Below are 25,972 nucleotides of genomic sequence, written 5' to 3'. Positions count from 1 at the left end.
CGCGCGTCAGGCTCTGATAGACCAGAGCGGATGACGGGCTTTTCATCGCAGGAACATGCATTGCTGGACCGCGCGGCGGCAGCGCCCATGCTGGCGCAGACTCAGGATTGGGCGGCGATTAATAGCGGAACCCGCAATCTGAACGGGCTTGCCCGGATGGCGGGGGTGCTGGCGGATGCCTTTGCGGTGCTGCCCGGCGATGTGCGGTTGGTGGACCCGGCGCCGGTCGACAGTGTGGCGGCGGACGGGGGCATCCAGCCCATCGATCATGGCCGCCACCTTACGCTGTCTGTCCGTCCCGACGCCCCGGTCCGCCTGCTGTTGACCGGGCATATGGATACGGTCTTTGCGATCGATCATCCGTTTCAGCAGCAACGCTGGCTGGAGCCGGGCATCCTCAACGGTCCTGGCGTGGCCGATATGAAGGGCGGCATAGCGGTGATGCTGGCTGCGCTGACGGCGATCGAGACATCGGAGGCGGTCGCCACGCTGGGCTATGACGTGGTGATCAACAGCGACGAGGAGGTGGGCAGCGCGTCTTCCGCGGCGCTGTTGCGCGCGATGGCGGCGGACAAGCTGGCGGCCTTCACCTATGAACCGTCCGCGCTGCCCGACGGGACGCTGGCAGGCGCGCGAGCGGGGAGCGGCAATTTCTCGATCACCGTCACGGGCCTGAGCGCCCATGCCGGTCGCAATCCCGACGATGGCCGCAACGCGCTGCTGGCGGCGGCCGACTTGGCGTTGCGGTTGAAGGCGGGCAGCGGGACCGGTTTTTCCTGCAATCCGGCCAAGATCGATGGCGGCGGGCCGAACAATGTCGTGCCCGATCATGCCGTGTTGCGGGTCAATTTCCGGCCACGGACCCCGGCGGACGAGATCGCCGCCCGCGCGCTGATCGACCGGGCAATGGCGGAGGTAGCGCGCGACCATGACGTCCGCCTGCACCTGCACGGATCGTTCGGACGACCGCCCAAGCCGATGGACGGCAAGGCGCAGGCGCTGTTCGGGCTGGTCCGCCGATGCGGCGCGGACCTGGGCCTCGATATCGGCTGGCGCGATACCGGCGGGGTATGCGACGGCAACAATATCGCGGCCTGCGGCGTGCCGGTGGTCGATACGATGGGCGTGCGTGGCGGCAGCATCCATAGCGACGCGGAATTTCTGCTGACCGACAGCTTGCCCGAACGGGCGCGCTTGTCCGCGCTGGCGCTGTGGCGGATCGCCAACGGCCAGTTCGATCCGGGACATCATAAAAATGAGGGGATGACCGCTTGAGCTTCATCATGCGCATCGCGCGCGCCGACGATCTGCAGACATTGTATGAGATGGCGAAGCTGACCGGGGGCGGCTTCACCAATCTGCCGCCGGACCGCACGGCGCTGACTGCCAAGCTGGAGCGGACCGAGCAGGCGCTGGCGCGAGAGGGCGACGGCATAGAAGACGAACTGATCGTCATGGTGCTGGAAAATGTCGAGACGGGGCAGGTGCGCGGGACGTGCCAGATCTTCTCGACCGTGGGACAAAGCTGGCCCTTCTACAGCTATCGGCTAGGCATGTTGACGCAACATAGCCGCGAACTGGGGCGCACCTTTCGCGCGCAGATGCTCTCGCTCACCACCGATCTGGAAGGATCGGTCGAAGTCGGCGGGCTGTTCCTGCATCCGCGCGAACGGGCGGAGGGGCTTGGGCTGTTATTGGCGCGCAGCCGCTATCTCTACATCCGCAGCCATCGCGCGCGCTTTGGCGATCGGGTGATCGCCGAATTGCGCGGGGTGATCGACGAAGCGGGCGGATCGCCCTTCTGGGATGGGCTGGCGGGGCGATTCTTCGGCATGAGTTTCCAGGAAGCGGACGAGTTCAACGCGGTCAACGGCAACCAGTTCATCGCCGACCTGATGCCCAAGACGCCGATCTATACCGCGATGCTGACCGACAGCGCGCGCGCCGTCATCGGCCTGCCCCACCCCAATGGCCGCGCGGCGATGCGGATGCTGGAGACGGAAGGATTCGACAATGCGGGCTATGTCGATATTTTCGACGGCGGCCCGACCATGGTGGGGCAGATCGACCAGTTGAAGACGATCGCGGGCGCGCGGGACGTCACCTTGGCCGCCACCCATGACAAGGGCGGCGACAAGATGCTGATCGCTACCGGCCAGTTGGCGGACTATCGCTGCACCTGGGGCTATGTTCAGGAAGGGGCGGACGGCGCGATCTCGCTCGACGCCGCGAGCGCGGCGCGGCTGGGACTGGAAGCGGGCGGCGCCTTCACCATGGCGGTGCGGGCATGAGCGTTCGCGAAATCAATTTCGACGGGATCATCGGTCCCAGCCATAATTATGCGGGGCTTAGCCTGGGCAACCTGGCATCGGCGCGCAATGCGGGGGCAGTGTCGCACCCGCGCGCGGCGGCCTTGCAAGGGCTGGAGAAAATGCGCGGCAATATCCGGCTGGGCCTGACCCAAGGCATCTTCCTGCCGCAATGGCGACCAGACGTCGCCTGGCTGACCAAGCTGGGCACCGATGTGGGCGATGCCGATCCGCATATTCGCGCGGCCGCCATGTCCGCTTCGTCCATGTGGGCCGCCAACGCCGCGACCATCTCGCCTGCCAGCGACACGGCGGACGGGCGCACCCACCTGACCGTCGCCAACCTCGTCACCATGCCGCATCGCAGCCATGAATGGCCGCAGACATTGGCGCAGTTGCGCATCGCCTTTTCGGACCCCCGCGCCTTTGTGGTGCATGATCCCATCCCCGCGCCCTTTGGCGACGAAGGCGCGGCCAATCACATGCGCCTGGCCGAACGGCACGACCAGCCGGGCGTCGAAGTCTTCGTCTATGGCCGGTCGGGCGGCGCATTTCCGGCTCGCCAGCATCGGGAAGCGAGCAAGGCGGTGGCGCGGCTGCACGGGCTGGACCCGGTGCGCACCCTGTTTGTGGAACAGTCCGAAGCGGCGATCGCGGCGGGTGCGTTTCACAATGATGTCGTTGCCGTGGCGAACGAGCGCGTGCTCTTCACCCACGAACAGGCCTTTGCCGACAAGGAGGCTTTCTACGCCGGTCTGCGCGCGGCGCTGCCCTGCGTCGAGATCGTGGAGGTGCCCGCCAGCGCGGTCAGCCTGGCCGACGCGATCGCATCCTATCTCTTCAATGCACAGCTCGTCACTCTGCCTGACAGGACGATGGCGCTGGTGCTGCCGACCGAAGCGCAGGAGACGCCAACGGTCTGGTCATGGTTGCAAGGCATGATCGCGGGCAACGGCCCGATCCGCCGCCTTGTGCCGGTCGATGTGCGGCAGTCCATGGCCAATGGCGGCGGTCCTGCCTGCCTGCGGCTGCGCGTGGTGGCAGATCCCGCCGATATCGATCCGCGCTTTCTGGTCGATGAAGCGCGACTGGACGATATTGCGGCGATCGTGTCCCAATATTGGCCAGAATTGATCGAACCCAAGGATTTGAGCGACACACGGCTGATTGCCCGGATCGAACAATCATGGTTAACCCTTGTTGACCATTTACAGCTGTCGGGCGACTTGTGTCCCTGACGGCGGGGCAAGCCGGATGGAATCACCATGCAACGGATCAAAAACCTCTTCATCATCAAGACCAAGTTCGAAGCGTTTTTGGTGATCTATGCGCTGGCGCTGGGCGCGGCCGAGCGCGGCCATGCCTATATGCAGCAATATCCCGGCACCGGCGGCCATCTGCTGGCGCTCGCCTGTTCCGGCACGGTGTTGATGGCGGGCGGCAAGATCCTGGACGCCGTCGAATATCAGCGCGGCATGTGACGCCCATCGTCGTTCCGAAACGGATCGAACTCGACCTTCGCATATTCGCATCCTGATCTATCCTGCCTTCCGTTCACGATAACGGAGTGCCGACAGATGCTGGACGATCGACGCAGGCGCAGCGTGCCCGCCGCCGAACTGGTGCGCAATTTCGCCCATTGGCGCGAAGTGGGATCGCAGGAACCTGTCATGGTGACGCATCACGGGCGCGAAACCCATGTCTTCATGGGCATGGACCGTTTTCGCACGCTGGCGGTCGGCGATGACCAGCAACCCGCACCGGATCGTACGACCGAACTGGCTGCACGCATTCATCAGGGTCTGGTTCTGTGCCGCGCGGATTTGACCATCGACTATGTCAACGGCGTGGCACTCGCCATGGCGAAGCGGTGGGACCGGCATCTGGATGGGCAGTCCCTATGGGATGCCTTTCCGGAACTGTCGGGCACGCTGACGGAAGCGCATATCCGCCATAGCTTGAGTTCCGGCGAGGCGAGCGCGGCCGACATCCCCTCCCCCTTTCGCGACGATGTATGGCTGCATGTGCAGACCTTTCCCTTCGCGGGCGGGGTTGCGCTGCTGCTGCGGGACATTACCGCCGATATGCAGCGCCACCGGCTGGCCGACGTCAAATCGGCGATCCTCAAAGCCATGGGCGTGCATGGCGGCGTCAGCTATGTGCGCGTGTCGATGCGCGGTTTCATCGATGTAGTGAACGACAGTTTCTGCGCGATCGTCGGACTGACGGCGGATCGGCTGGCCGACGTGCCGGTCGCCGACCTCATAGCCCTGCCCGTCCGGCCCCACTTTCGCGAGCAGATGGAACGCGTGCTGCGTGGCGATGGCGACATGCGCTTCCCGACCCAGTTGCTCACCAACGATGGCATCATCGCGCCGATCGACGCGGCGATCGCGCGACTGCATGGCATTTACGGAACGGAAGGGGCGGTTATCGTGATCACCCCCGCCAGCGTCGGCTGAGTTACCGGAAACAACGTCCATATCGGAGGATGCCGGGCGGTTCCCCGCAACCGTTACGGGAAAGGGCGGTGCTGGCCCGCCGCCCCTCGTCCCACTTTTGCGTAAAACGCGTGAATGAGCGGGGTGTGAGGCCAAACCCGAAATTGAAGCGCGCCCCGTAACATCATCCGCATGTCGAACCATAGCGCCCGCCCCTTCACCCGATCGCGCCGCTCCCTGGCCGCGCTGCTACGTCACCAGACCGGCAGTGCGGTGATAGAGGCCGCCTTCGCCCTGCCGCTGCTCATTCTGCTGCTGATGGGCATATTGGGCTATAGCAGCTGGTTCATGACTGCCCACAGCTTGCAACAGGCCGCCAATGATGCCGCCCGCGCATCGGTGGCCGGGCTGAACGCGACCGAACGGCGCACGCTGGTGGACCAGAGCATCGTCGCGGCGCGGGCCGCCTTCCCCGTTCCCGGCGCCCAGACAATCGGCATCAGCACGGGCGAAAGCGGCGGCTATTACACGGTGACGTTGCGCTATAATCTGTCGAGCGCGCCCTTATTCGCCGCGATCCCCCTTCCCATGCCTGGCAGCGTGCTGGAACGCACCGCCGTCGTCCGGATCGCCAGCCAATGAACCGCTCGTCCCTTGGCCGGGGGCTGGCGCGGGACCGGCGCGGCGGCGTGACCTTCATGCTCGCCAGTTCGCTGTTCATGCTGGCGGGCGCGGCCACGGTCGCCGTCGACCTCGGCTCGGTCTATCTCGCCCGCCGTCAGTTGCAGGGCGTGGCCGACGCCGCCGCCCTGGCAGCCGCCGATGGTGGCCGGACCGCCGCCGAACAGATGGTGGTCAGGAGCGGCGTCGGCGGCGTCGCCCTCGCCACCTTCGACAGCGGCAGCTATGTGCCTGACCCCGCCGTGCCGATCGATCAGCGTTTCCGCGCGGGCGATGCGACCGGCGGCGCGATCCGGGTGGAAGTGCGCCGCCGCACGCCGCTTTTCTTCGCGCGGCTGCTGGTCGGCCGCGATGGCGTGGACCTGAGCGCCCGCGCGACTGCCGCACGATCCGACGCCGCCGCCTTCTCGCTCGGCACCGGCCTGGCTTCGCTTAGCGGCGGATTGCCCAACATGCTGCTGTCGAACCTTGCCGGGACCGAACTCAATCTGTCGGTGATGGATTATAACGGGCTGCTCAGCGCGAACCTGGACCTGCTGCGGGTCGCCGATGCCCTGCGCGTGCGGACGGGGCGGGACGGCGAACCCTATGGCGCGTTGTTCGACCGGGAAATCCCCCTGGCCGATCTGCTCGGCGCGATGGCGGACGGCGCAGGGACCGGCCCGGCCAGCGCGACATTGCTGGCGTTGTCGAGCCGCATTCCCGGCCGATCGATTCGGCTGAGCGACATCATCGACCTTGGCCCGATGCGCGGCGCGGCCAGCGCCACCGGCCAGCCCAATATCCTGCTCGACGCTTTCTCAATGCTGCGCATGGTACTTAGCCCGCCATCGGGCACATCGGTGCCGATGGATCTGCATGTCGCCGTACCGGGCTTGACCAGCACCCGGCTGATGCTGGTGACGGGCGAAGGTCAGACCCGCTCGCCGCTGATGAGCATCACCGCCAAGCGCGACGTAGTGCTGCGCACGGGGCAGGCGCGCATCTATCTGGAGACGTCGGTCGCCACCGCCCTGTCGGGCATCGCGTCGGTGCGCATACCGCTCTATATCGAACTGGCGGCGGCGGAAGCGCGCCTATCCGATATCCGCTGCGGCAATGATGGCGGCGTCACCCTGGCGGTCACGCCATCGGTCGGCTCTGCCGTGCTGGGTGACATCGATGTGAACGCCCTGACCAATTTCTCCGTCCCCGCAAATCCGCGTCCCGCGCTGCTGGCGCAGACGATCGGCACGCGCGTCACCGGCTATGCCAATATCAGTCTGGGCGGAACGCAGAGCCAGAGCGTCTTTTTCTCTCCCGCCGATATCAGCGCGCAGCAGGCCAAGACCGTCAGCACGCGGGATGTGACGCAGGGGATCGCCGCCAGCCTGACCAGCCAGACGCAGATACAGGTATCGCTCCTGGGCATCACCGTCGGCAACAGCCCACTCAGTCCGCTGGTCGGCGCCGTGCTGGGCACCACGGCCCCTTTGCTGGACGGCATCCTCAATAGCGTGACGGCGACGCTGGGCGTGCGGGTGGGGTCGGCGGAGGTGCGTGTGCATCAGCGCCGCTGCGGTATGGCGGCGATCGTAGCCTGATCGCTTGCGTTGCGGCCGCTCCGCCGTCAGGAGCAGCCTATGGGCGCTATCATGTTGCAGGGAACCGGATCGGACGTCGGCAAATCGGTGCTGGTGGCAGGCCTGTGCCGTGCGCTGGTGCGCCGGGGCTATCGGGTGCGGCCGTTCAAGCCGCAAAATATGTCGAACAACGCGGCCGTCACCAGCGATGGGGGAGAGATCGGCCGGGCGCAGGCCTTGCAGGCGATCGCCTGCGGGGTGCCACCCCATAGCGACATGAACCCGGTGCTGTTGAAGCCGCAGGCGGACCGGACGTCGCAACTGATCGTCCATGGGCAAGTGCGCGGGGTGTTAGGCTCCGGCAATTTTCGCAGCGCGCGCGGGCAATTGCTGGGGGCTGTACTGGAAAGTTACGAACGGCTACGCGACCAGTGCGACATCGTCGTGGTGGAGGGCGCCGGATCGCCTGCCGAAATCAACCTGCGCAGCGGCGACATCGCCAATATGGGCTTTGCCCGCGCCGCCGACGTGCCAGTGATCCTGGTCGGCGATATCGACCGGGGCGGCGTGATCGCGGCGGTGGTCGGCACCCGCGCCGTCATCGATCCTGACGACGCGGCGATGATCCGGGGTTTCCTGATCAACAAGTTTCGCGGCGATCCGGCGCTGTTCGACGATGGCTACAGGCAGATCGAGGCGCTATCGGGCTGGCGGGGCTTTGGCGTGGTGCCATGGCTGGACGCAGTCGCCCGGCTGCCCAGCGAAGATGCGGTCGTGCTGGAACAGCGCCGCTTTTCTGCCGCCGCGCCGCTGGTGGTCGCCTGCCCTGTGTTGCCGCGCATCTCCAATTTTGACGATCTCGATCCGCTGAAGCTGGAGCCGGGGATCGACCTGCGCATGATCGGACCGGGGCAAGCCATGCCGGGCGACGCGGCGCTGGTGATCCTCCCGGGGTCGAAGGCCACGATCGCGGACATGCGCGCGATGGTGGCACAGGGGTGGGACATTGACATTCGCGCCCACCATCGCCGCGGCGGCGCTGTGCTGGGGCTGTGCGGCGGCTATCAAATGCTGGGGCGGACGATTGCCGATCCCGACGGGGTAGAGGGACCGGCGGGCGCGGTGGTGGGGCTGGGCCTGCTCGACGTGGAGACGCGGCTGTCCGGAGCCAAGACGCTGGCGCAGGTGCGCGGCCGGGCGCTCGACGCCGATTTTGGCGGCTATGAAATGCATATGGGCGTAACCCACGGCCCGGACTGCGCCCGCCCCTTCGCCCTGCTCGACGGTTCACGCCCGGATGGTGCGATCAGCCGCGATGGCCGGGTGATGGGCAGCTATGTCCATGGCTTGCTCGCCAGCACGGCCTTGCGCGATGCGCTGTTGCGGCGGTTGGGCAGCGCGTCTGCGGGGGCGGACTATGACCGGTCGGTCGAGGACGCGCTGGATGAGATCGCTGTGCTGCTGGAAACCCATTGCGACATCGACGCGATGGTCGCCTTGGCAATAGCGTAAAGCGGACGCAAAAAAGGCGGCCGGATGCCGCCCTTTTACCGCCGTCAATAAGATGGTGCACCCAGAGCAATTCGAACGCCCGACCCTCAAATTCGTAGTCTGATGCTCTATCCAGCTGAGCTATGGGTGCGTGAGAAAGACCAGCAGACCGTGGCTGAAAGCCCGGACCAGAAAGCCCTCGAAAAAATGGTGCACCCAGAGCGATTCGAACGCCCGACCCTCAAATTCGTAGTCTGATGCTCTATCCAGCTGAGCTATGGGTGCGTGGAGACGCGCAGATAGAAGCGCTTGGCGGATTGGGCAAGCCCCTTTTTTGCACTTTTGCGACCTGTTTCAGGCCCGCAACGAATATGCGGCAACTTTTGCGATGCTGCGCCGTTCGGATGGGCAGGAGGATCCGTCATGAGCTTTACCCTGAACGACCTGGCCCTGCTGCTGATTGCGCTGGTGATCGGCATAATCTTCGGCCTGATGATGAGCGGGCGCGGCAAATATCGCCGGGCGTGGCGCGACGAACAATTGCTGCACCGGCAGGCGATCAAGGATCGCGACGCCCGGATCGAAGCGTCCGAAACGCGTATCCGCGAACTGGAACGGCATGCGGTGCCGGTGGGCGCTGGCACGGCGGCGGTCGCTGGAACCGCTGCCGTTGCCGACAAGGCAGCGGTGCGCGACGATCTGAGCCGCATCAACGGCATCAGCCAGGCGCAGGAAGTGTCGCTGAACGAGGCGGGCTATCAGCGTTTCGAGCAGATCGCGACGCTGAGCGCGGAGCAGGAAGCGACGCTGGAAGCGCGGCTGGGCCTAAGCCCCGGCACGATCGCGCAGGAAGACTGGCGCGGTCAGGCGCAGGCGCTGGAAACAAAGCCAGCCAAGCGCGGCTTGTTCGGATAAGCGCCGCGTGGAGTGATACGAAAAGGGCGGGGAGTGATCCCCGCCCTTTTTCTCATGCCTTGTTCGCGAGCGCAGCTTGCGCCGCGGCCAGTCGGGCGATCGGCACGCGGTAAGGCGACGCCGACACATAGTCGAGACCGGTCTGTTCGCAGAAGGCGATCGAGGCCGGATCGCCGCCATGTTCGCCGCAAATGCCGAGCTTGATGCCGGGGCGGGTCGCCCGGCCGCGTTCGGCAGCGAGCTGGATCAGTTCGCCCACACCTTCCACATCGATGCTGACGAAGGGATCGCGGGCGAAGATGCCCTTGTCCACATATTGCGTCAGGAAGCGGCCCGCATCGTCGCGGCTGATGCCGATGGTGGTCTGCGTCAGATCGTTGGTGCCGAAGGAGAAGAACTCGCCGACTTCCGCGATCTCGCCTGCCTTGAGCGCGGCGCGCGGCAGTTCGATCATGGTGCCGACGAGATATTCGACGCTATTGCCCTGCTCGGCGAAGACTTCGGCGGCGACGCGATCGACGATCGCCTTCATCAGCTCCAGTTCCTTGCGAGTGGCGACCAGCGGAATCATGATTTCCGGGATCGGCGCTTCGCCACCACGCTGCTTGACGATCAGCGCGGCCTCGAAGATCGCGCGCGCCTGCATCTCATAGATTTCGGGATAGGTGACGCCCAAGCGGCACCCGCGATGGCCCAGCATCGGGTTGAATTCATGCAGTTCGGACGCGCGACGCTTGAGCGTGTCGACGCTGACGCCCGCACCCTTCGCCACTTCCTCGAACTCCGCTTCGCCATGGGGCAGGAATTCGTGCAGCGGCGGATCGAGCAGGCGGATGGTGACGGGCAGGCCCGCCATGACCATGAAGATCTGCGCGAAATCGTCGCGCTGTTCTGGCAGCAGCTTGTCGAGCGCGGTGCGGCGGCCCTTTTCGCTGTCGGCCAGGATCATCTCGCGCACGGCGGTGATGCGGGCCGCGTCGAAGAACATATGTTCGGTGCGGCACAGACCCACGCCTTCTGCGCCGAATTCCCGCGCGACCGTGCAGTCCTGCGGGGTTTCGGCGTTGGCGCGGACTTTGAGGCGGCGCACCTTGTCGGCCCAGACCATCAGCGTGCCGAAGTCGCCCGCCAGTTCGGGCTGCACGGTCGGGACTTCGCCCGCCATCACTTCGCCGGTCGACCCGTCGATGGTCAGGATATCGCCTTCCTTAAGGATGCGATCGCCGATGCGCAGCGTCTTGGCGGCATTGTCGATCGACAGGCTGCCCGCGCCGGATACGCAGGGGCGGCCCATGCCGCGCGCCACCACGGCGGCGTGGCTGGTCATGCCGCCACGCGCGGTCAGGATGCCCTTGGCCGCGTGCATCCCGTGAATATCTTCCGGGCTGGTTTCGACGCGCACCAGGATAACGGCGTCGCCCATTTCGTTGCGGCGTTCGGCGGTGTCGGCGTCGAACACGATCGCGCCGGACGCCGCGCCGGGCGACGCGGGCAGCCCCTTGGTCAGCACATCGCGCGGTGCGCTGGGATCGAGCGTGGGGTGCAGAAGCTGGTCGAGCGCGGCGGGATCGACGCGGGCGACGGCTTCTTCTTCGGTGATCAACCCTTCATGCGCCATGTCCACGGCCATTTTGAGCGCGGCCTTGGCGGTGCGCTTGCCCGACCGGGTTTGCAGCATCCACAACTTGCCCTGCTGGACGGTAAATTCGATGTCCTGCATGTCGCGATAATGGGTTTCGAGGATCTGGAACACGTTCGCCAGTTCGGCGTAGGTTTCCGGCATCGCCTCTTCCATCGACAGCGGCTTGGCCCCTGCCCGCTCGCGCGCGGCCAGCGTCAGATATTGCGGCGTGCGGATGCCCGCGACGACATCTTCGCCCTGCGCGTTGATCAGATATTCGCCATAATAGGCATTCTCGCCGGTCGAGGGATCGCGGGTGAAGGCGACGCCGGTGGCCGACGTTTCGCCCATATTGCCGAACACCATCGCCTGCACATTGACGGCGGTGCCCCATTCGCCAGGGATGTTGTTGAGGCGGCGATAGACCTTCGCGCGTTCCGACTGCCAGGAGCCGAACACGGCGCTGATCGCGCCCCACAGTTGGTCATGCACATCCTGCGGGAAGGGCTTGTTCCACAGCTTTTGCACCAGCGCCTTATATTCGGCGACCAGCGCCTTCCAGTCTTCGGCGGTCAGTTCGGTGTCGAGCGTGTAGCCATTATCTTCCTTGGCGATTTCCAGCGCTTCTTCGAACGCGCCATGGTCCAGTTCCAGCACGACGTCGGAATACATCTGAATGAAGCGGCGATAGCTATCCCAGGCGAACCGTTCGTCGCCCGACGTGGTCGCCAGGCCGATGACGGTTTCGTCGTTGAGGCCGAGATTGAGGACCGTGTCCATCATGCCGGGCATCGACGCGCGCGCGCCCGAACGGACCGACACCAGCAGCGGGTCGGCGGGGTTGCCGAACGTCTTGCCGGTGATCCCCTCAATATGGGCGATGCCGTTGGCGACTTCGGCGTTCAGGCTGTCGGGATATGTGCCGCCATCTTCATAATAGCGGGTGCACATGGCGGTCGTGATGGTGAAGCCCGGGGGCACCGGCAGGCCGATCGCGGCCATGCCGTCCAGATTGGCGCCCTTGCCGCCCAAAAGGTTGCGGTCGCCCTGCCCGCCATCATCCACCCCGCCGCCGAAACGATAGACATAACGGGTCGCGGTCGTGGTCATGATGGCCTCTTTCGTCTCAGTCATTGTCGGCTCTCCCTGCACTGATTGCCGATGATATGGTGCATTGCAACAATCCGGCAGCAATAGCCGGATCAGGTGCGATCGAATAGGATTATTACAGCTTAACTTCGCACTTTTCCCGCATGTTTTGAAATTTGCTTACGTCATCCCGTAATCTTCGAAAAGTCAGCGACATTATGGACCGCGTGGCGGACGCGGGCCAGCAATGCCAGACGCGCGTCCCGCTTGGCCGGATCGGCGTCGTTGACGGTGACGGTGTCGAAGAAGGCGTCGATCGGCGCGCGCAAGGTGGCGAGCGCGGCCATGGCCTCTTCGAACCGCTCGTCAGCAACGGCCTGCGCCGCGCGAGGCTCGGCCGTGTCGAGCGCGGCGATGAGCGCAGCTTCGGCTATTTCGGGCGTGTAGGACAGGGCTGAAATCCCGTTCGTGCTGAGCGAAGTCGAAGCACTTGGCTGAGCGTGAGCGAAGCCCGCAGCGTCAGAAGGCCTCGGCTCCGCTCGGCCCGGCCCTTCGACAGGCTCAGGGCGAACGGATGGAGAGGTCGGCGCTTCCTTCTTGAGGATATTGGCGGCGCGCTTGTAGCCGGCGAGCAGGTTTGCGCCGTCGTCGGTCGCGACAAAGGATTGGAGCGCATGGACGCGGGCGAGTAGGCGGACGAGATCGTGCTCACCGCCCAGCGCAAACACCGCGTCGATCAGGTCGTGGCGGACGCCGGCTTCCTTCTGCTGGACCTTGAGGCGGTCGGCGAAGAAGTCGAGGAATTGCCCGTCGTGCGTTCGCCAACGGTGCGTGCGTTCATGCTCGTACGCCTCTTTTTCTTGTTCAATGCCGACCATAACCTGATTGCTGTCAGCATCGTTGAGCATCTCATTAACACTACGATGATAAACTTCATCTAAACCAACTATGTCAGATGGAAGCCATTTTAGCCCTTGGCAAAGTACACTAGGCAAAATCGCTAGCCGAAGTTGATTAGTATTCATGATCGCTAGCACCGACAACGCTGCGCGCCGAAGGGCAAATGGATCCTTAGAGCCGCTCGGGCGCATATCTTCACTGAAGAATGCAACCAGCGTATCCAGCTTATCCGCCAAACTCACCGCCACCGTGACCGGCGCGGTCGGTACGTCATCGCCCTGCCCGACCGGCTTATAATGGTCGCGGATCGCGTCGGCGACGGCATCGGGCAAGCCTTCGGCGCGGGCGTAGTAGCCGCCCATGATGCCTTGCAGTTCGGGGAACTCGCCGACCATTTCGGTGACGAGGTCGGCCTTGCACAGGCGGGCGGCCTGTTCGGCTAGGTCGGCAAGTTGCTCCCTCTCCCCGACGGGGAGAGGGCTGGGGTGAGGGGGTTCGGCGCTGGCGTCGCGTACTACATCAGCGTTGAGCACCCTCTCCCTACCCTCTCCCTCAAGGGAGAGGGTTCCTGCCGTGACAATCCCCTCTTCCACCAGCCAGCGCGCCAGCTTGGCGACGCGCTCGACCTTGTCGGCGACGGTGCCCAGTTTCTCGTGGAAGGTGATGCGTTCCAGCTTTTTAGCGTGATCCGCCAGCGCGGTCTTGCGGTCCTGCTCCCAGAAGAAGCGCGCGTCGCTCAGGCGTGCGGCCAGCACTTTGCGGTTGCCTGCGACGATCGCCGCGCCGCCGTCCGTCGCGTCGATATTCGCGGTGCAGATGAAGGCGGGCGCCAGCTTCCCGGCGGCGTCGCGCAGGACGAAATATTTCTGGTTGATGCGCAGCGTCAGCTGGATGACTTCGGGCGGCACTTCCAGGAAGGCAGGATCGAAATCGCCCAGCAACGGCACCGGCCATTCGGTCAGGCCCGCATTTTCCGCGACCAGCCCCTTGTCCTCGATCACGCTGTAACCGTGGACGGCGGCGGCTTCGTCGGCTTTTGCCGCGATGATCGCCTGGCGCTCCTGATGGGAGACGATCACGTGGCAGGCGCGCAGCTTTTCGACATAGTCGTCCGCGCCGCCGATGGTGATCTCACCGGGGTGATGGAAGCGATGGCCGAGCGTCGCATAGCCCGAGCGTACGCCTTCGACATCGATATCGACCCGCTGTTCGCCCAGGATCGCGACGATGCCCTTCAACGGGCGGACCCAGCGCAGGCTCTCGGTCGTCTGGCTGGCGACGCCCCAGCGCATCGATTTGGGCCAGGGGAAAGCGCGAATGACGGCGGGCACGGCCTGCGCCAAGACGTCCATGGTGGCGCGGCCGGGCTTGTTGACGACGGCGAACCAGACGCCGTCGCGGTCTTCCAACTGGTCCTGGATCAGGCCGGTCTTTCGCAGGAATCCGTCCAGCGCCTGCGCGGGGGCGGACGTGCGCGGGCCTTTAAATTCTTCGCTGACTGCGGCCGTTTCCAGCGGCAGGTCGCGCGCGATCAGCGCCAGGCGGCGGGGCGTGACGAAACTGTCGATGGCGGCGGGCGTCAGGCCGGCCTTGGCCAGTTCCTCGGTGAACAGGCGGGCGAGGTCTTCGCTGGCCTTTATTTGCATACGCGCGGGAATTTCCTCGCAGCGCAGTTCAAGGAGGAAATCCGTCATTGCAGTTCCTCCCCGGCACGGTCGAACGGAGGCACGTGACTCCGTTCGAGGGGACCGTCAGCCGCAGGCTGATGGTGGAGGGGGCTTGCCCCAAGCGCAGCGATCGATGCGGCCACTTTTTCAGCGTCCTTCAAAATCTTAGAGGCGGCTATGCGAAGCACCTGATATCCATTCTCTTCCATGAACCTGTCCCGACGAAGATCGCGTATCGGGTTGTCACCCTGATTATGCGCTTCGCCATCAACTTCAACGACCAGCTTCAAACTGCTGCAATAGAAGTCAGCGATATAGCTTCCGATCGGATGTTGCCGCCGGAATTTCAGGCCGGTGGCTTGGCCTCTCAGGCGTTGCCAGAGCAGGACTTCGGGCAGCGACATATTACGGCGCAATGTCCGGGCGGTGTAGGTTTCCGGGCGGCGCGCTTGGGGCACGCCCCCTCCACCACGCCGCTGCGCGGCGCGGTCCCCCTCCCCGTCCCGGGAGGATTCACGCCGTCCACCCCGGAAATTTGGCGGTCCACGCCGCGCTGTTGCTGGCGATCCACGCTTCGCAGCTGCCCTTCGCCATGTCGCGGACCTGGCTCATATAGCTGGCGCGTTCCTGCACCGATATCACGCCGCGCGCCTGGAGCAGGTTGAACACATGGCTGGCCTTGATCGCCTGGTCATAGGCGGCGAGCGGGACGTTCGCGTCGATGCAGCGGCCATATTCGGCCTGGCAATCCTTGAACCAGCGGAACAGCTTGTCGGTGTCGGCGACCTCGAAATTCCATTTCGACATCTGCTGTTCGTTCGCCAGGAACACGTCGCCATAGGTGACCCCGGCGTCGTTGAATTTGAGGTCGTACACGCTGTCGACGCCCTGAATATACATGGCGAGCCGTTCCAGGCCGTAGGTCAGTTCGCCCGCGACCGGCTTGCAGTCGTAGCCGCCCATCTGCTGGAAATAGGTGAACTGGGTGACTTCCATGCCGTCGCACCAGACTTCCCAGCCCAGTCCCCAGGCACCTAGCGTCGGGCTTTCCCAGTCATCCTCGACGAAGCGGATGTCGTGGACCAGCGGATCGATGCCGATCTCCACCAGGCTGCCCAGATAGAGTTCCTGTAGGTTCGCCGGGCTGGGCTTCATGATCACCTGATATTGGTAATAATGCTGAAGCCGGTTGGGATTTTCGCCATAGCGGCCGTCGGTCGGGCGGCGGCTGGGCTGGACATAGGCGGCGTTCCAGGGCTGTGGCCCCAGCGCGCGCAGCGTGGTCGCGGGGTGGAAGGTGCCCGCGCCCACTTCCATGTCATAGGGTTGCAGGATGACGCAGCCCTGTTTGCCCCAATAGGCGTGGAGGGTCAGGATCAGGTCCTGGAAGGAAAGCATTTTGCCTTCGGCCACGGTTAGTCCTTCAATGTATCTATCTGGCACATTTCTGCCCCGCGCCTTGGCGCATGGCATGATCATGGTCAAGGGACTGCCGCCGCAAACAGGGTTAAGCCGCTTGCCCTGACGCCGCGCTCTCCCCATTGAAGGAGCCATGACCATGCTCCCTAGACTGATGCGGGCTTTGAGCGCCGCCTTGCTGATGATCGGTGGCGTTGCCGCCCAGGCCAAAGCCCCTGTCGCCACCCCGGCGCTGTGGGCGGTGCAGGATGCCGACACCACCATCTATCTGTTCGGCACCGTCCATGTGATGAAGCCCGGCATCGACTGGTTCGACGGCGATGTGAAGCGCGCGTTCGACCGGTCGGATGAACTGGTGCTGGAAATCATCGAGCCGGACGATCCCAAGTCGATCGGCGCGACGATAGCAGGTATGGCGATCGCGAAGGACGGGGTGAAGCTGTTCGACCGGCTGACGCCGGAGGCGCGCGCGAAATATCAGGCGGCGATGGACGCCAACAGCCTGCCCTGGCAGACGTTCGATATGTTCAATCCGTGGATGAGCGGGCTGGCGCTGTCGGTCGCGCCGCTGGAGCGGATGGGCTATCAGAACGACCTGGGCGCGGAAAAGATTTTGCGTAGTACGGCGGAGGCGGCGGGCAAGAAGGTCGATGCGCTCGAAACCGTGGAGCAGCAGGTCGGCTTCTTCGCGGGCCTGCCAATGGCGCAGCAACTGCAATTCCTGAACGCCACCGTCGACGGATTGCCGGAAATGGAGAGCGAGTTTGGCGACCTGCTGCGCTATTGGTCCGCGGGACAGCCCGACAAGCTGGCCAAATCGATGAACAAATCGCTCGAAGCGACGCCCGAATTGGCGCAGGTGCTGCTGACCGGGCGCAACGCCAATTGGGCCAAGTGGATCAAGGCGCGGCTGGCGCAGCCGGGCACGGTCTTCGTCGCGGTGGGCGCGGGCCATCTGGCGGGCAAGGGCAGCGTGCAGGATCAGTTGCGCATGATCGGCGTGCCGAGCCGCCGCGTGAAGGGGGTGAAGCCATGATGCGTCACTTTACCCGCCTGCTTGCCCTGTGCACGCTGACGCTGGTCGCGGCCTGCGGGCAGGATACGGCACCCAAGCAGTCGGCGTCGCAGGGCGGTCCCGCTTTGTGGCAGATGCAGCGCGGCGCGCTCAACGGCTGGCTGTTCGGCACCATCCATGTGCTGCCCAAGGGGATCGCCTGGGATACGCCGACCATCCGCGACGCGATGACGGCGTCGGACCGTTTGGTGCTGGAAGCCGCGGACTTGCAGGACGAACAGAAGACTCTGTCGCTGTTCGAGAAGACCGGGCGCAGTCCGGGCCTGCCCCCGCTGGAACGGCGCGTGCCGGAAGGCGAACGGGCCGCGCTGACGAAGGCGATGGCGGATGGCGGCACGAACAGCCAGCTGCTGTCCGGCTATGAAAGCTGGGCCGCTGCGATGCTGTTGTCGGCGGCCAGCCAGCAGAGCTTGGGCGTCAGCCAGGACGATGGCGTCGAGCCGGTATTGATCGCGACCTTCAAGAAAGCGGGGAAGCCGATCGGCGGGCTGGAGACGGTCGAGCGCCAGTTCGCTGCCTTCGACACGCTGCCCGAAGCGGCGCAATCGCGACTGCTGGTCCAGACCGTGCATGAGGCCAAGGGCATGAAGGCGCTGTATGACCGCATCCTGACCGCCTGGTCCAAGGGCGACATGGAAGCGATCGCCAAGGAGGACCAGATTGGCGAACAGCCCGACCCGGTGGTCGAGGAAGCCGTGCTGGTCGCGCGCAACCGCGACTGGGTGAAGGCGATCGAGCCGATGAAGGGGCGGCCTTTTATCGCGGTGGGCGCTGGGCACCTGACGGGGCGGGAGAATCTGATCGAACTGCTGGAGGCCAGGGGGTTTACGGTGACGCGGGTGCAATAGCCATGCTCTAGCGCGCGGGCCGAGTCGAGGCGCGGGAAGAAGCGGAGGGGTGCTGAATGAAAAACTTCTACGTTGTATCGGCAACGATCATCGCCGTGGGTTTGGCAATCTTGGTGGCGCAGCGTCTTTACAATTCGCCCTACAACCGATGCATCAGAGAATGTGTCGTGGTTGGTTTCACTAAAGATCAGGCCGCTGCGGCGTGCGCCCGCCTCCACGATGCAGACTGAGGCACTAACAGTCGGCCTCGACCCTTGCATTCCTGCCCTTTTCTGCTAAAGGGCCGCCTCCCGCTATGGTCATCCCTGGAGGCGTGGCGGGAAAGTACATCAATTTTGCTTTTGGAGACACGCAATGAGCGAGCAGCTTACGCTGTCGGCCGAGGCACGCGATCGGGCAGGCAAGGGAGCCTCCCGCGCCCTCCGCCGTGAGGGCCGCGTACCCGCCGTCATCTATGGAATGAACGAAGAACCCCTGTCGATCCATGTCGAGGAAAAGCTCCTCAACAAGCAGCTCGGCACCGGCCACTTCTTCAATTCGGTCATCATGGTCGAAGTCGGCGGCAAGACCGTCCGCACGCTCGCCAAGGACGTGGCCTTCCACCCCGTCACCGACCGTCCGCTGCACGCAGACTTCCTGCGCGTGTCCGAACACGCCACCGTTCACGTGCATGTGCCGGTGCGCTTCGAGAATGAAGACGCATCGCCGGGCCTGAAGAAGGGCGGCGTGCTCAACGTCGTGGCGCACGACATCGAACTGGTCGTCGATGCCGCCAACATTCCGGATGAAGTCGTCGTCGATCTGACCGGCCTGGAAGTCGGCGATTCGCTGCACATCAGCGCGGTTACGCTGCCCAAGGGCACGACTGCCTTGCACGCGGACACGGACTTCTCCATCGCGACCGTCGTCGCCCCGTCGGCGCTCAAGAGCGCCGAAGGCGAAGCGGACGCCGAGGAAGCAGCCGAAGGCGAATAAGCCTTTCTTCTGCTTTACGAGCATAAACAGCCCCGTTCGGGCTGAGCGAAGTCGAAGCCCTCCACTGAGCGAAGCGAAGTATGCCTTCACTTCGTTCAGGCGAGCCCTTCGACTTCGCTCAGGGCGAACGGGGTTTGTTGTGAAAGGTTGGTGTCATGCAAATCTGGGCGGGCCTGGGCAATCCGGGGCAGCAATATGCGATGCACCGGCACAATGTCGGCTTCATGGTCGCGGACCTGATCGCCGACATGCATCGCTTTTCCCCGCCGAAGAAGCAATTCCAGGGCTGGGTGCAGGAAGGGCGGATCGGCGCGGAGAAGGTCATCCTGCTCAAACCCGCCACCTTCATGAACGAAAGCGGGCGATCGGTCGGCGAAGCGATGCGCTTCTACAAGCTTACGCCGCAGGACGTTACCGTGTTCCACGACGAACTCGACCTTGTGCCCATGAAGGTCAAGGTGAAGCGCGGCGGTGGCAATGCGGGGCATAACGGCCTGCGATCGACCGACGCGCATATCGGCAATGATTTCCGCCGGGTGCGGATCGGCATCGGCCATCCGGGGCATAAGGACAAGGTCCATGGCTATGTGCTAGGTAATTACGCCAAGAGCGAGATGGACGCCCTTTTCGACATGCTCGGCGCGATCGGCGCGGAGGCGGAATGGCTGGCGAAGAATGACGACGCCCGCTTCATGAACGAGGTCGCGTTGCGGCTGGCGGATTGAGCTGGGTGTTTCCCGGCGAAGGTCGGGATCCAGTTTAGAGCGTGGAACTGGATCCCGGCTTTCGCCGGGGAACAAGGAGCTAGGTGCCCGAACGTCTTAACCTGATTGCGTATGGCGACATTGCCGGGCCATAAGGCGCGCGACAACCGCCGTTCAGGGGATATTGGGTGATTCAGACCGTTGCCACGACGCCATTTGACGACCAGACGCCCGGCACATCGGGCCTGCGCAAGAAGGTCCGCGTCTTTCAGCAGCCCCATTATGCGGAGAATTTTGTTCAGTCGGTGTTCGACAGCCTCGAAGGCTTTGCGGGGCAGGTATTGGTGGTGGGCGGCGATGGGCGCTACCTCAATCGCGAGGTGATCCAGATCGTGCTGAAGATGGCGGCGGCCAACGGCTTTGGTCGCGTGATCGTGGGCCAGGGCGGCATCCTCTCCACCCCAGCCGCGTCGCATCTGATCCGGTCGTCGGGGGCGTTCGGCGGATTGATCCTGTCGGCCAGCCATAATCCGGGCGGCCCGGACGAGGATTTCGGCATCAAATATAATATCGGCAATGGCGGACCCGCGCCGGAAAAGGTAACCGACGCGATCGCCGCGCGATCGCGCGTGATCGACAGCTACACTATTCTCGACGCCGCCGATGTCGATATCGATAGGCTGGGCGAAAGCCGGATCGGTGACATGACGGTGGAAGTGGTCGATCCGGTCACCGCTTATGCCGACCTGATGGAAAGCATGTTCGATTTCGCCGCGATACGCGCGCAAATCACAGGCGGCTTCACCCTCGCCTTCGACAGCATGAGCGCAGTGACTGGTCCCTATTCGGTCGAGATTTTCGAACGCCGCCTGGGCGCGCCTATGGGCACGGTGATGAATGGCACCCCCCTGCCCGATTTCGGCCATCACCATCCTGATCCGAACCTGGTCCATGCCAAAGAACTGTACGACCGGATGATGGCCGCCGACGCGCCCGATTTCGGCGCGGCGTCGGATGGCGATGGCGACCGCAACCTGATCATCGGCAGACACAGCTATGTGACGCCTTCGGATTCGCTGGCGGTGCTGGCGGCCAATGCGCATCTGGCGCCGGGCTATGCCGCGGGCCTGAAGGGCATCGCGCGGTCCATGCCGACCAGCGGCGCGGCGGACCGGGTCGCGGAAAAGCTGGGCGTACCGCTGTTCGAAACGCCTACGGGGTGGAAATTCTTCGGCAACCTGCTGGATGCGGGCATGGCGACGATCTGTGGCGAAGAAAGCGCGGGCACCGGTTCCGATCATGTGCGTGAGAAGGACGGCATCTGGGCGGTGCTGCTGTGGCTCAACATATTGGCGGTGCGCCAGCAGAGCGTCGGGGCGATCATGGCGGATCATTGGGCGACCTACGGGCGGAATTATTATGCCCGCCACGATTATGAAGCGATCGCCAAGGACAAGGCCGACGCACTGATGGCCGCGCTGCGCGGCAAGCTGGCGGCGCTGCCCGGCACCAGCAACAGCGGCGGGACGGTGAAGAGCGCGGATGATTTCGCCTATACCGACCCCACCGACCAATCGGTCAGCAAGAATCAGGGCGTCCGTATCCTGTTCGAGGACGGATCGCGCGTGGTGTTCCGCCTGTCCGGCACGGGTACGCAGGGCGCGACGTTGCGTGTCTATATCGAGCGTTATATGGGCACTGACGGCGACCTGACGCTGGAAACCGGCGACGCCCTCGCCCCGCTGATCGCCGCCGCGCAGGAGGTTGCAGATATTGCGGGCTTTACCGGGATGGACCAGCCCAGCGTCATTACCTGACGGTCAAACCGCGGATCGCGCGACGGGGCGTTGGATGTGGCCTCTCGACTGCGCGCGAAATGCATGGCGCAAGCCTCCCTCGCGCGGGACGCAAACTAACGATCGGGAAACAAGATAGACATGACTGCGCATTAGAGAGGCGGGAAAGTCGCGTCATGCGACTGGTCGCCAATCCGATCGCAGGACATCCATGCGCCGACTTCTTGCCTGCCTAACCGCCAGCCTCGCCCTGTTCGCCATCCCGGCCAACGCGGCGACCAGCGAGGATGAGCAATTCTGGCTCAACCTGACCGCAATGGGATCGATCAAGGGCAAGCTGGTCTATTTCGCGGAGATCCAGCCGCGCGTCGGCGATGGTATGTCGCGGGTGGACCAGTCGCTGTTTCGCGGGGCGCTGGGGTGGAAATTGTCGCCGACGATCACGCTCTATCAGGGCTATGCCCATGTGGTTACGCCGATCGAAGGCGGCCGGGATATCAATGAGGAACGCAGTTTCCAGCAGCTCAGCTGGGTGCTGGGCAAGCCATGGGGCGGCGAACTGTCGTCGCGCACCCGGCTGGAACAGCGCTGGCGGTCCAATGGCGACGATATGGGCTGGCGCGTGCGGGAAATGCTGCGCTACGAAAAGCCGCTGCGGCCCGGCAGCGACGCGGTGAACGCGCTGGTCTATGCAGAAGGGTTTGCGGCGCTCAACGATACCGATTGGGGCGCGCGGAGCGGGTTCGACCAGTTGCGCAGCTTCGTCGGGGCGGAGGTGGGCCTGCCGGGCGCTTCGACGCTGGAGGTCGGGTATCTCAATCAGGTCATCAACCAGCGTGCGGGCAACACGCGCGTCAATCATGTGGCGTCGGTGACCTTGTTCTTTCGGCATTGACGATTGGCGATAGCGCGAACGGGGTGAGGTGCGGCCTGTCGAACGCGAAGCGGCGTTGGCCGCTTCTCGACTACGCTCGAAGCGAACGGATGGGGATTACGGCTCCCCCGCCCCGCTTTACCGCCCGTTATCCGCGATGATGTCCACGCTGGTCTTACCGCCGGGCGCGTCGGTGAAGAGGATGAAATAGGCGCTGCCGTCCGATCCGCGCGTGCCGCCCAGCACATGATCGCCGCCCAAAATCTTATGCTCGCCATCATAGCCTGCGCGGCGGGCGAGCGTGTAATAATAGTCCATCACCCCCTGTTTAGGCGCGGGGGTCACGAAACTGGCGGCGCGCAGGGTGCAGCCAGCGACCTGCGTTCCGGCCGCTTCGGTGAGTTGGGCGCCGGGATAAAGGCCGAAAGGTTCGGGCAACCGCTGCGCCCATTCCATGCCGTAATTGAGCGACTTGGTGCAGTTGGCGTTGCCGCCGCGGGCCGACGCCTGTTCGCGCGCGACCGCGCCCAGCGTGGCGGTGGAGGCCATCGCTTCGCCCTGGCTGGCGGTGGGGGCAGCGAGCAGCTTCCCACCGGCCTGCTTGACCGCCGCCGCCTGCGCCGCGGCCGCGTCGCCGTTCAGCACGGGCACCGCGCCATTGGCGGGCCGATCGGCGGGGCGAACGGCGTTGCGGTTGGACTGGCCCACCAGTTGCGGATCGACCACGATCGGATCGGCCAGCGCGCCCTTGAGCGCGGGGTCGGCCGCATTGTCGGTGAGTTGCGCATCGAGCGCGGCGAGGCTGGCGTCCTTGTCCCCCTTGCCGCAGGCGGCGAGCGCCAGCACCAGAGATATCATGCCCACAGACCGGAAACGCGCCATCCTTCACTCCTTCGTCAACAAGCCCTGAAGAACAAAGGTTAATTTTGCGTTAGGACTTATGGTGAATTTGCCGCTTATTCCGCGCGATAGCCAGTGTCGATTGACTGGCCTTTGCCCATTGTCTTGCTCTGGGACAGTCTTGCCGACATATAGGACCGATGCTCAATATATTGTCAGGCCTGATCGGCCTTGTCACCCTTATCCTCATGATCCCGGCGGTCATCCCGCTTTTGGGCGCGCTCAACTGGATATTCGTGCCGATGGCGCTGTTCGGCGCGTTCATCGGCATGATCTCTTCCCGGAATGGCGGGCGCAATTTCTGCCTGATCGTCGCGGCGTTCGGCGCGCTGCGGCTGTTCCTGGGCGGGGGCATCCTCTGAACCAAGAGTCGCCCGAAGCACGCAAGGGGCTGATCGCGGCGCTGGCGGCCTATTCCATGTGGGGCTTGCTGCCGCTGTTCTTCCGCCTGTTGCATCATGTCGATGCGGTGGAGATCGTGACGCAGCGCATATTATGGTCGCTGCTGCTGATCCTGGGCCTGCTGGCGGCGCGCAAGGGACTGCCCGCTTTCCTGGCGGCGATGCGTAACCGGCAATTGCTGGTGCCGCTGGCGGGGTCGGCGCTGATGATCGGCCTCAACTGGCTGACCTATGTCTGGGCGGTCAACGAAGACCATGTCGTCGCGGCGAGCCTGGGCTATTTCCTCAATCCTCTGGTCGTGGTCGCGCTGGGCGTGATCGTGTTCAAGGAAAAGCTGCGCCGCGCGCAGTTGCTGGCGATCGGCGTGGCGGCAATCGGCGTGGTCATATTGGCGACGTCTGCGCTCACGACTTTGTGGATCAGCCTCAGCCTGGCCTTCACCTTCGCCTTCTACGGCCTGCTGCGCAAGATGACGCCGGTGGCGCCGATGACCGGCCTGGGCGTCGAAACGACGCTGCTGGCACCCTTTGCCGTCGCCTATCTATTTTGGGAAGCGGGCCATGGCGGCGTGGGCTTTGGGCAAGACGTGCCGACATCCGCCCTGCTCATCCTGTCGGGCGCAGTGACGACCGTGCCGCTGGTGTTGTTCGCCGTGGCGGCGCAGCGCTTACCGATGGCGACGCTGGGCCTGATGCAATATCTCGCCCCGACGCTCCAGTTCCTGTGCGGCATACTCTTCTTTGGCGAACGACTCAGCACCGGTCAGACGGCGAGTTTCGGGCTGATCTGGGTCGGCCTCATCCTGTTCGCCACCGACAGCATCGCCCATGCGCGGCGTCGTGATCGCGTGGCGGCGTAGCGTTTCTCACGCAAAGACTGGACCCCGGCCTGCGCCGGAGAACCTTCGTCAGTTGAACTGCGTCGCTTCGAACCGCACGGCTTCACCGATCGCTGCGTTCGCCAGCGCGTCTTCCCACATCACCATGTTGCCGCGGATGATCGTGCCGATCGCCTTGCCGGTCAATTGATCACCCTCAAAGGGTGACCAGTTGCAGCGCGACGCGAGCCAGTCGCTGCCCACGGTCCAGCGCTTCTTCAAATCGACCACGGTGAAGTCGGCGTCATAGCCCAGCGCGATCCGCCCCTTGCCGACCAGCCCGAACACGCGCTGCGGCCCGGAACTGGTCAATTCGATGAAGCGGCGCAGCGACAGCCGCCCTTCCGCCACATGGTTGAGCAGCAACGGCACCAAAGTCTGCACGCCCGGCATACCGCTGGGTGACGAAGGATAGGTTTTCGCCTTTTCCTCGATCGTGTGCGGCGCATGATCGCTGCCCAGCACGTCGGGCACGCCCTGATTGAGCCAGAACCACAGGCCGTCGCGATGCGCGCCCGACCGGATCGGCGGGTTCATCTGCGCATAGGTGCCCAGGCGCGGATAGGCATCCTCCCCCGCCAGCGTCAGATGCTGCGGCGTCACTTCGCAGGTCGCGATATCCTTGTTCTGGGCGATATATTCCAGCTCGGCGGGCGTGGTGATGTGCAGGATGTGGATGCGGCGGCGCGCCTTGCGTGCCAGCGCGATGATGCGTTTCGTGGCGATCATCGCGCTTTCATCGTCGCGCCAGACGGGGTGGGTCGACGGATCGCCCTCCTCCGCATAGATCTTGCGCGCATTCATCCGCGCTTCGTCCTCGGCATGGATGGCGACGCGGCGGGTGCCGCTGGCCAGCACGCGCGACAGGGCGTCGTCATCGTCCACCAGCAGGCTGCCGGTCGATGCGCCCATGAAGATCTTCACGCCCGACGTGCCGGGTATGCGTTCCAGTTCGCGAAGCTGCTCGGCATTGTCCGCGGTCGCGCCGACATAGAAGGCATGGTCGCACCACATGCGATGATGCGCGCGCTTCAGCTTGTCATGGACGCGATCGGCGGTGTCGGTGTTGGGATTGGTGTTGGGCATTTCGAACACAGCGGTCACGCCGCCCAGCACGGCGGCGCGGCTGCCCGATTCGAGGTCTTCCTTATGCTCCAGCCCCGGTTCGCGGAAATGGACCTGGCTGTCGATACAGCCGGGCAGCACGTCCAGCCCGGTGCAGTCGATCACCTCGCCCGCATCGCCCAGGGACGTGCCGATCGCCACGATCTTTCCGCCGCGCACGCCCACATCCACGCTGTCCGCGCCGCCCGGCGTATGGACGGTGCCGTTCTTGAGGATCATGTCGAAGGTCTGGGTCATGACGATATTCCTATGTTCCGTTCGCGCAGACGGCTTGGCTAAGTCGTGTTGCCGTCCTACCTAA

24 protein-coding genes and 2 tRNA genes are annotated in these 25,972 nt (G+C 64.4%); 18 read left to right on the top strand and 8 right to left on the bottom strand.

Features of this window, described 5'->3' with window-relative positions; translation table 11 throughout:
- The first annotated feature begins 30 nt into the window (after positions 1–30).
- The 8 genes from U5A89_RS10590 (at position 31) to U5A89_RS10555 (ending at position 8,505) form a co-directional block, all read left to right on the top strand.
- Complete coding sequence (locus U5A89_RS10590) at positions 31–1,275, top strand: hydrolase (protein WP_338161099.1); 1,245 nt, start codon at positions 31–33, stop codon at positions 1,273–1,275.
- Positions 1,272–2,291: an arginine N-succinyltransferase gene (locus U5A89_RS10585; protein WP_338161098.1), complete on the top strand. Its 1,020-nt coding sequence runs from the start codon at positions 1,272–1,274 to the stop codon at positions 2,289–2,291. Before U5A89_RS10590 ends, U5A89_RS10585 begins: the two co-directional genes overlap by 4 nt.
- Positions 2,288–3,547, top strand: a complete 1,260-nt coding sequence (locus tag U5A89_RS10580) for an N-succinylarginine dihydrolase (RefSeq protein WP_338161097.1) — start codon at positions 2,288–2,290, stop codon at positions 3,545–3,547. Before U5A89_RS10585 ends, U5A89_RS10580 begins: the two co-directional genes overlap by 4 nt.
- A 27-nt stretch (positions 3,548–3,574) precedes the next feature.
- On the top strand, positions 3,575–3,790 hold the full coding sequence (locus U5A89_RS10575; protein WP_338161096.1) for a hypothetical protein: 216 nt from the start codon (positions 3,575–3,577) through the stop codon (positions 3,788–3,790).
- Between the two features lie 96 nt (positions 3,791–3,886).
- Positions 3,887–4,771 carry a PAS domain-containing protein gene (locus U5A89_RS10570; protein WP_338161095.1) on the top strand — a complete coding sequence of 295 codons (885 nt, stop codon included), beginning with the start codon at positions 3,887–3,889 and terminating at the stop codon, positions 4,769–4,771.
- A 171-nt stretch (positions 4,772–4,942) separates the two neighbouring features.
- Positions 4,943–5,392, top strand: a complete 450-nt coding sequence (locus tag U5A89_RS10565) for a TadE/TadG family type IV pilus assembly protein (RefSeq protein ID WP_338161094.1) — start codon at positions 4,943–4,945, stop codon at positions 5,390–5,392.
- Positions 5,389–7,014 (top strand): pilus assembly protein TadG-related protein, encoded by a 1,626-nt coding sequence (locus tag U5A89_RS10560; protein WP_338161093.1) that lies wholly within the window; start codon positions 5,389–5,391, stop codon positions 7,012–7,014. Before U5A89_RS10565 ends, U5A89_RS10560 begins: the two co-directional genes overlap by 4 nt.
- Positions 7,015–7,053: 39 nt before the next feature.
- Complete coding sequence (locus U5A89_RS10555; RefSeq protein ID WP_338161092.1) at positions 7,054–8,505, top strand: cobyric acid synthase; 1,452 nt, start codon at positions 7,054–7,056, stop codon at positions 8,503–8,505.
- A 53-nt stretch (positions 8,506–8,558) separates the two neighbouring features.
- Here the strand turns inward: U5A89_RS10555 and U5A89_RS10550 are convergent.
- Both U5A89_RS10550 and U5A89_RS10545 read right to left on the bottom strand, forming a co-directional pair.
- Positions 8,559–8,635 (bottom strand) — tRNA-Arg (locus U5A89_RS10550).
- Positions 8,636–8,692: 57 nt separating this feature from the next.
- Positions 8,693–8,769, bottom strand: a tRNA-Arg gene (locus U5A89_RS10545).
- Positions 8,770–8,907: 138 nt separating this feature from the next.
- On the opposite strand from U5A89_RS10545, the gene U5A89_RS10540 reads away from it, so the two are divergent.
- Positions 8,908–9,399, top strand: coding sequence for a hypothetical protein (locus U5A89_RS10540; RefSeq protein WP_338161091.1), 492 nt, complete (start codon positions 8,908–8,910; stop codon positions 9,397–9,399).
- 52 nt (positions 9,400–9,451) lie between these two features.
- On the opposite strand, the gene ppdK is transcribed toward U5A89_RS10540, so the two are convergent.
- The 4 genes from ppdK to U5A89_RS10520 form a co-directional block, all read right to left on the bottom strand.
- Entirely contained in the window at positions 9,452–12,154 is a 2,703-nt protein-coding gene (gene ppdK / locus U5A89_RS10535) for a pyruvate, phosphate dikinase (protein ID WP_338161090.1), read from the bottom strand.
- 140 nt (positions 12,155–12,294) lie between these two features.
- Positions 12,295–14,703: a glycine--tRNA ligase subunit beta gene (gene glyS, locus U5A89_RS10530; protein ID WP_338161089.1), complete on the bottom strand. Its 2,409-nt coding sequence runs from the start codon at positions 14,701–14,703 to the stop codon at positions 12,295–12,297.
- Positions 14,700–15,134, bottom strand: a complete 435-nt coding sequence (locus U5A89_RS10525; protein WP_338161088.1) for an endonuclease domain-containing protein — start codon at positions 15,132–15,134, stop codon at positions 14,700–14,702. The genes glyS and U5A89_RS10525 overlap by 4 nt, the downstream gene beginning before the upstream one ends.
- 55 nt (positions 15,135–15,189) lie before the next feature.
- On the bottom strand, positions 15,190–16,089 hold the full coding sequence (locus U5A89_RS10520) for a glycine--tRNA ligase subunit alpha (protein WP_338161087.1): 900 nt from the start codon (positions 16,087–16,089) through the stop codon (positions 15,190–15,192).
- Positions 16,090–16,234: 145 nt separating this feature from the next.
- Between U5A89_RS10520 and U5A89_RS10515 the strand changes: the two genes are divergently transcribed.
- From U5A89_RS10515 to U5A89_RS10485, 7 genes are all read left to right on the top strand, one after another.
- Positions 16,235–17,131, top strand: a complete 897-nt coding sequence (locus tag U5A89_RS10515) for a TraB/GumN family protein (protein ID WP_338161086.1) — start codon at positions 16,235–16,237, stop codon at positions 17,129–17,131.
- Positions 17,131–18,018 (top strand): TraB/GumN family protein, encoded by an 888-nt coding sequence (locus U5A89_RS10510; RefSeq protein ID WP_338163011.1) that lies wholly within the window; start codon positions 17,131–17,133, stop codon positions 18,016–18,018. Before U5A89_RS10515 ends, U5A89_RS10510 begins: the two co-directional genes overlap by 1 nt.
- A 56-nt stretch (positions 18,019–18,074) precedes the next feature.
- A complete protein-coding gene (locus U5A89_RS10505; protein ID WP_338161085.1) occupies positions 18,075–18,248 on the top strand; it encodes a hypothetical protein in 174 nt (57 codons plus the stop codon).
- A 124-nt stretch (positions 18,249–18,372) separates the two neighbouring features.
- On the top strand, positions 18,373–18,993 hold the full coding sequence (locus tag U5A89_RS10500; protein ID WP_338161084.1) for a 50S ribosomal protein L25/general stress protein Ctc: 621 nt from the start codon (positions 18,373–18,375) through the stop codon (positions 18,991–18,993).
- A 155-nt stretch (positions 18,994–19,148) separates the two neighbouring features.
- Positions 19,149–19,718: an aminoacyl-tRNA hydrolase gene (pth, locus tag U5A89_RS10495; protein WP_338161083.1), complete on the top strand. Its 570-nt coding sequence runs from the start codon at positions 19,149–19,151 to the stop codon at positions 19,716–19,718.
- Positions 19,719–19,885: 167 nt separating this feature from the next.
- A complete protein-coding gene (locus U5A89_RS10490) occupies positions 19,886–21,514 on the top strand; it encodes an alpha-D-glucose phosphate-specific phosphoglucomutase (protein WP_338161082.1) in 1,629 nt (542 codons plus the stop codon).
- A gap of 190 nt (positions 21,515–21,704) precedes the next feature.
- The gene (locus U5A89_RS10485) at positions 21,705–22,388 is read left to right on the top strand and encodes a DUF2490 domain-containing protein (RefSeq protein ID WP_338161081.1); all 684 of its coding nucleotides are present in this window, start codon (positions 21,705–21,707) and stop codon (positions 22,386–22,388) included.
- Between the two features lie 117 nt (positions 22,389–22,505).
- Here U5A89_RS10485 and U5A89_RS10480 read toward each other — a convergent pair whose 3' ends face one another.
- A complete protein-coding gene (locus U5A89_RS10480; protein ID WP_338161080.1) occupies positions 22,506–23,249 on the bottom strand; it encodes a hypothetical protein in 744 nt (247 codons plus the stop codon).
- Between the two features lie 158 nt (positions 23,250–23,407).
- On the opposite strand from U5A89_RS10480, the gene U5A89_RS10475 reads away from it, so the two are divergent.
- Positions 23,408–23,629 (top strand): hypothetical protein, encoded by a 222-nt coding sequence (locus tag U5A89_RS10475; protein WP_338163010.1) that lies wholly within the window; start codon positions 23,408–23,410, stop codon positions 23,627–23,629.
- A gap of 32 nt (positions 23,630–23,661) precedes the next feature.
- The gene (gene rarD, locus U5A89_RS10470) at positions 23,662–24,528 is read left to right on the top strand and encodes an EamA family transporter RarD (protein ID WP_338163009.1); all 867 of its coding nucleotides are present in this window, start codon (positions 23,662–23,664) and stop codon (positions 24,526–24,528) included.
- 48 nt (positions 24,529–24,576) lie between these two features.
- Here the strand turns inward: rarD and U5A89_RS10465 are convergent, their stop codons facing one another.
- Positions 24,577–25,908 (bottom strand): dihydroorotase, encoded by a 1,332-nt coding sequence (locus U5A89_RS10465; RefSeq protein WP_338161079.1) that lies wholly within the window; start codon positions 25,906–25,908, stop codon positions 24,577–24,579.
- Between the last annotated feature and the right edge of the window lie 64 nt (positions 25,909–25,972).

Origin of the sequence: Sphingobium sp. HWE2-09 (assembly GCF_035989265.1) — a bacterium.
In the GTDB taxonomy this organism is placed as follows: domain Bacteria; phylum Pseudomonadota; class Alphaproteobacteria; order Sphingomonadales; family Sphingomonadaceae; genus Sphingobium.
The sequence above is the reverse complement of the archived record's forward strand: the minus strand, read 5'-3'. Positions and strand labels throughout refer to the sequence as shown.

Coding starts and splice junctions, on each gene's coding strand:
- U5A89_RS10590 (WP_338161099.1), top strand. CDS start 31: ATGACGGGCTTTTCATCGCAGGAACATGCATTGCTGGACCGCGCGGCG.
- U5A89_RS10580 (WP_338161097.1), top strand. CDS start 2,288: ATGAGCGTTCGCGAAATCAATTTCGACGGGATCATCGGTCCCAGCCAT.
- U5A89_RS10575 (WP_338161096.1), top strand. CDS start 3,575: ATGCAACGGATCAAAAACCTCTTCATCATCAAGACCAAGTTCGAAGCG.
- U5A89_RS10570 (WP_338161095.1), top strand. CDS start 3,887: ATGCTGGACGATCGACGCAGGCGCAGCGTGCCCGCCGCCGAACTGGTG.
- U5A89_RS10565 (WP_338161094.1), top strand. CDS start 4,943: ATGTCGAACCATAGCGCCCGCCCCTTCACCCGATCGCGCCGCTCCCTG.
- U5A89_RS10560 (WP_338161093.1), top strand. CDS start 5,389: ATGAACCGCTCGTCCCTTGGCCGGGGGCTGGCGCGGGACCGGCGCGGC.
- U5A89_RS10555 (WP_338161092.1), top strand. CDS start 7,054: ATGGGCGCTATCATGTTGCAGGGAACCGGATCGGACGTCGGCAAATCG.
- U5A89_RS10540 (WP_338161091.1), top strand. CDS start 8,908: ATGAGCTTTACCCTGAACGACCTGGCCCTGCTGCTGATTGCGCTGGTG.
- ppdK (WP_338161090.1), bottom strand. CDS start 12,154: ATGACTGAGACGAAAGAGGCCATCATGACCACGACCGCGACCCGTTAT.
- glyS (WP_338161089.1), bottom strand. CDS start 14,703: ATGACGGATTTCCTCCTTGAACTGCGCTGCGAGGAAATTCCCGCGCGT.
- U5A89_RS10515 (WP_338161086.1), top strand. CDS start 16,235: ATGCTCCCTAGACTGATGCGGGCTTTGAGCGCCGCCTTGCTGATGATC.
- U5A89_RS10510 (WP_338163011.1), top strand. CDS start 17,131: ATGCGTCACTTTACCCGCCTGCTTGCCCTGTGCACGCTGACGCTGGTC.
- U5A89_RS10505 (WP_338161085.1), top strand. CDS start 18,075: ATGAAAAACTTCTACGTTGTATCGGCAACGATCATCGCCGTGGGTTTG.
- U5A89_RS10500 (WP_338161084.1), top strand. CDS start 18,373: ATGAGCGAGCAGCTTACGCTGTCGGCCGAGGCACGCGATCGGGCAGGC.
- pth (WP_338161083.1), top strand. CDS start 19,149: ATGCAAATCTGGGCGGGCCTGGGCAATCCGGGGCAGCAATATGCGATG.
- U5A89_RS10485 (WP_338161081.1), top strand. CDS start 21,705: ATGCGCCGACTTCTTGCCTGCCTAACCGCCAGCCTCGCCCTGTTCGCC.
- U5A89_RS10480 (WP_338161080.1), bottom strand. CDS start 23,249: ATGGCGCGTTTCCGGTCTGTGGGCATGATATCTCTGGTGCTGGCGCTC.
- U5A89_RS10475 (WP_338163010.1), top strand. CDS start 23,408: ATGCTCAATATATTGTCAGGCCTGATCGGCCTTGTCACCCTTATCCTC.
- U5A89_RS10465 (WP_338161079.1), bottom strand. CDS start 25,908: ATGACCCAGACCTTCGACATGATCCTCAAGAACGGCACCGTCCATACG.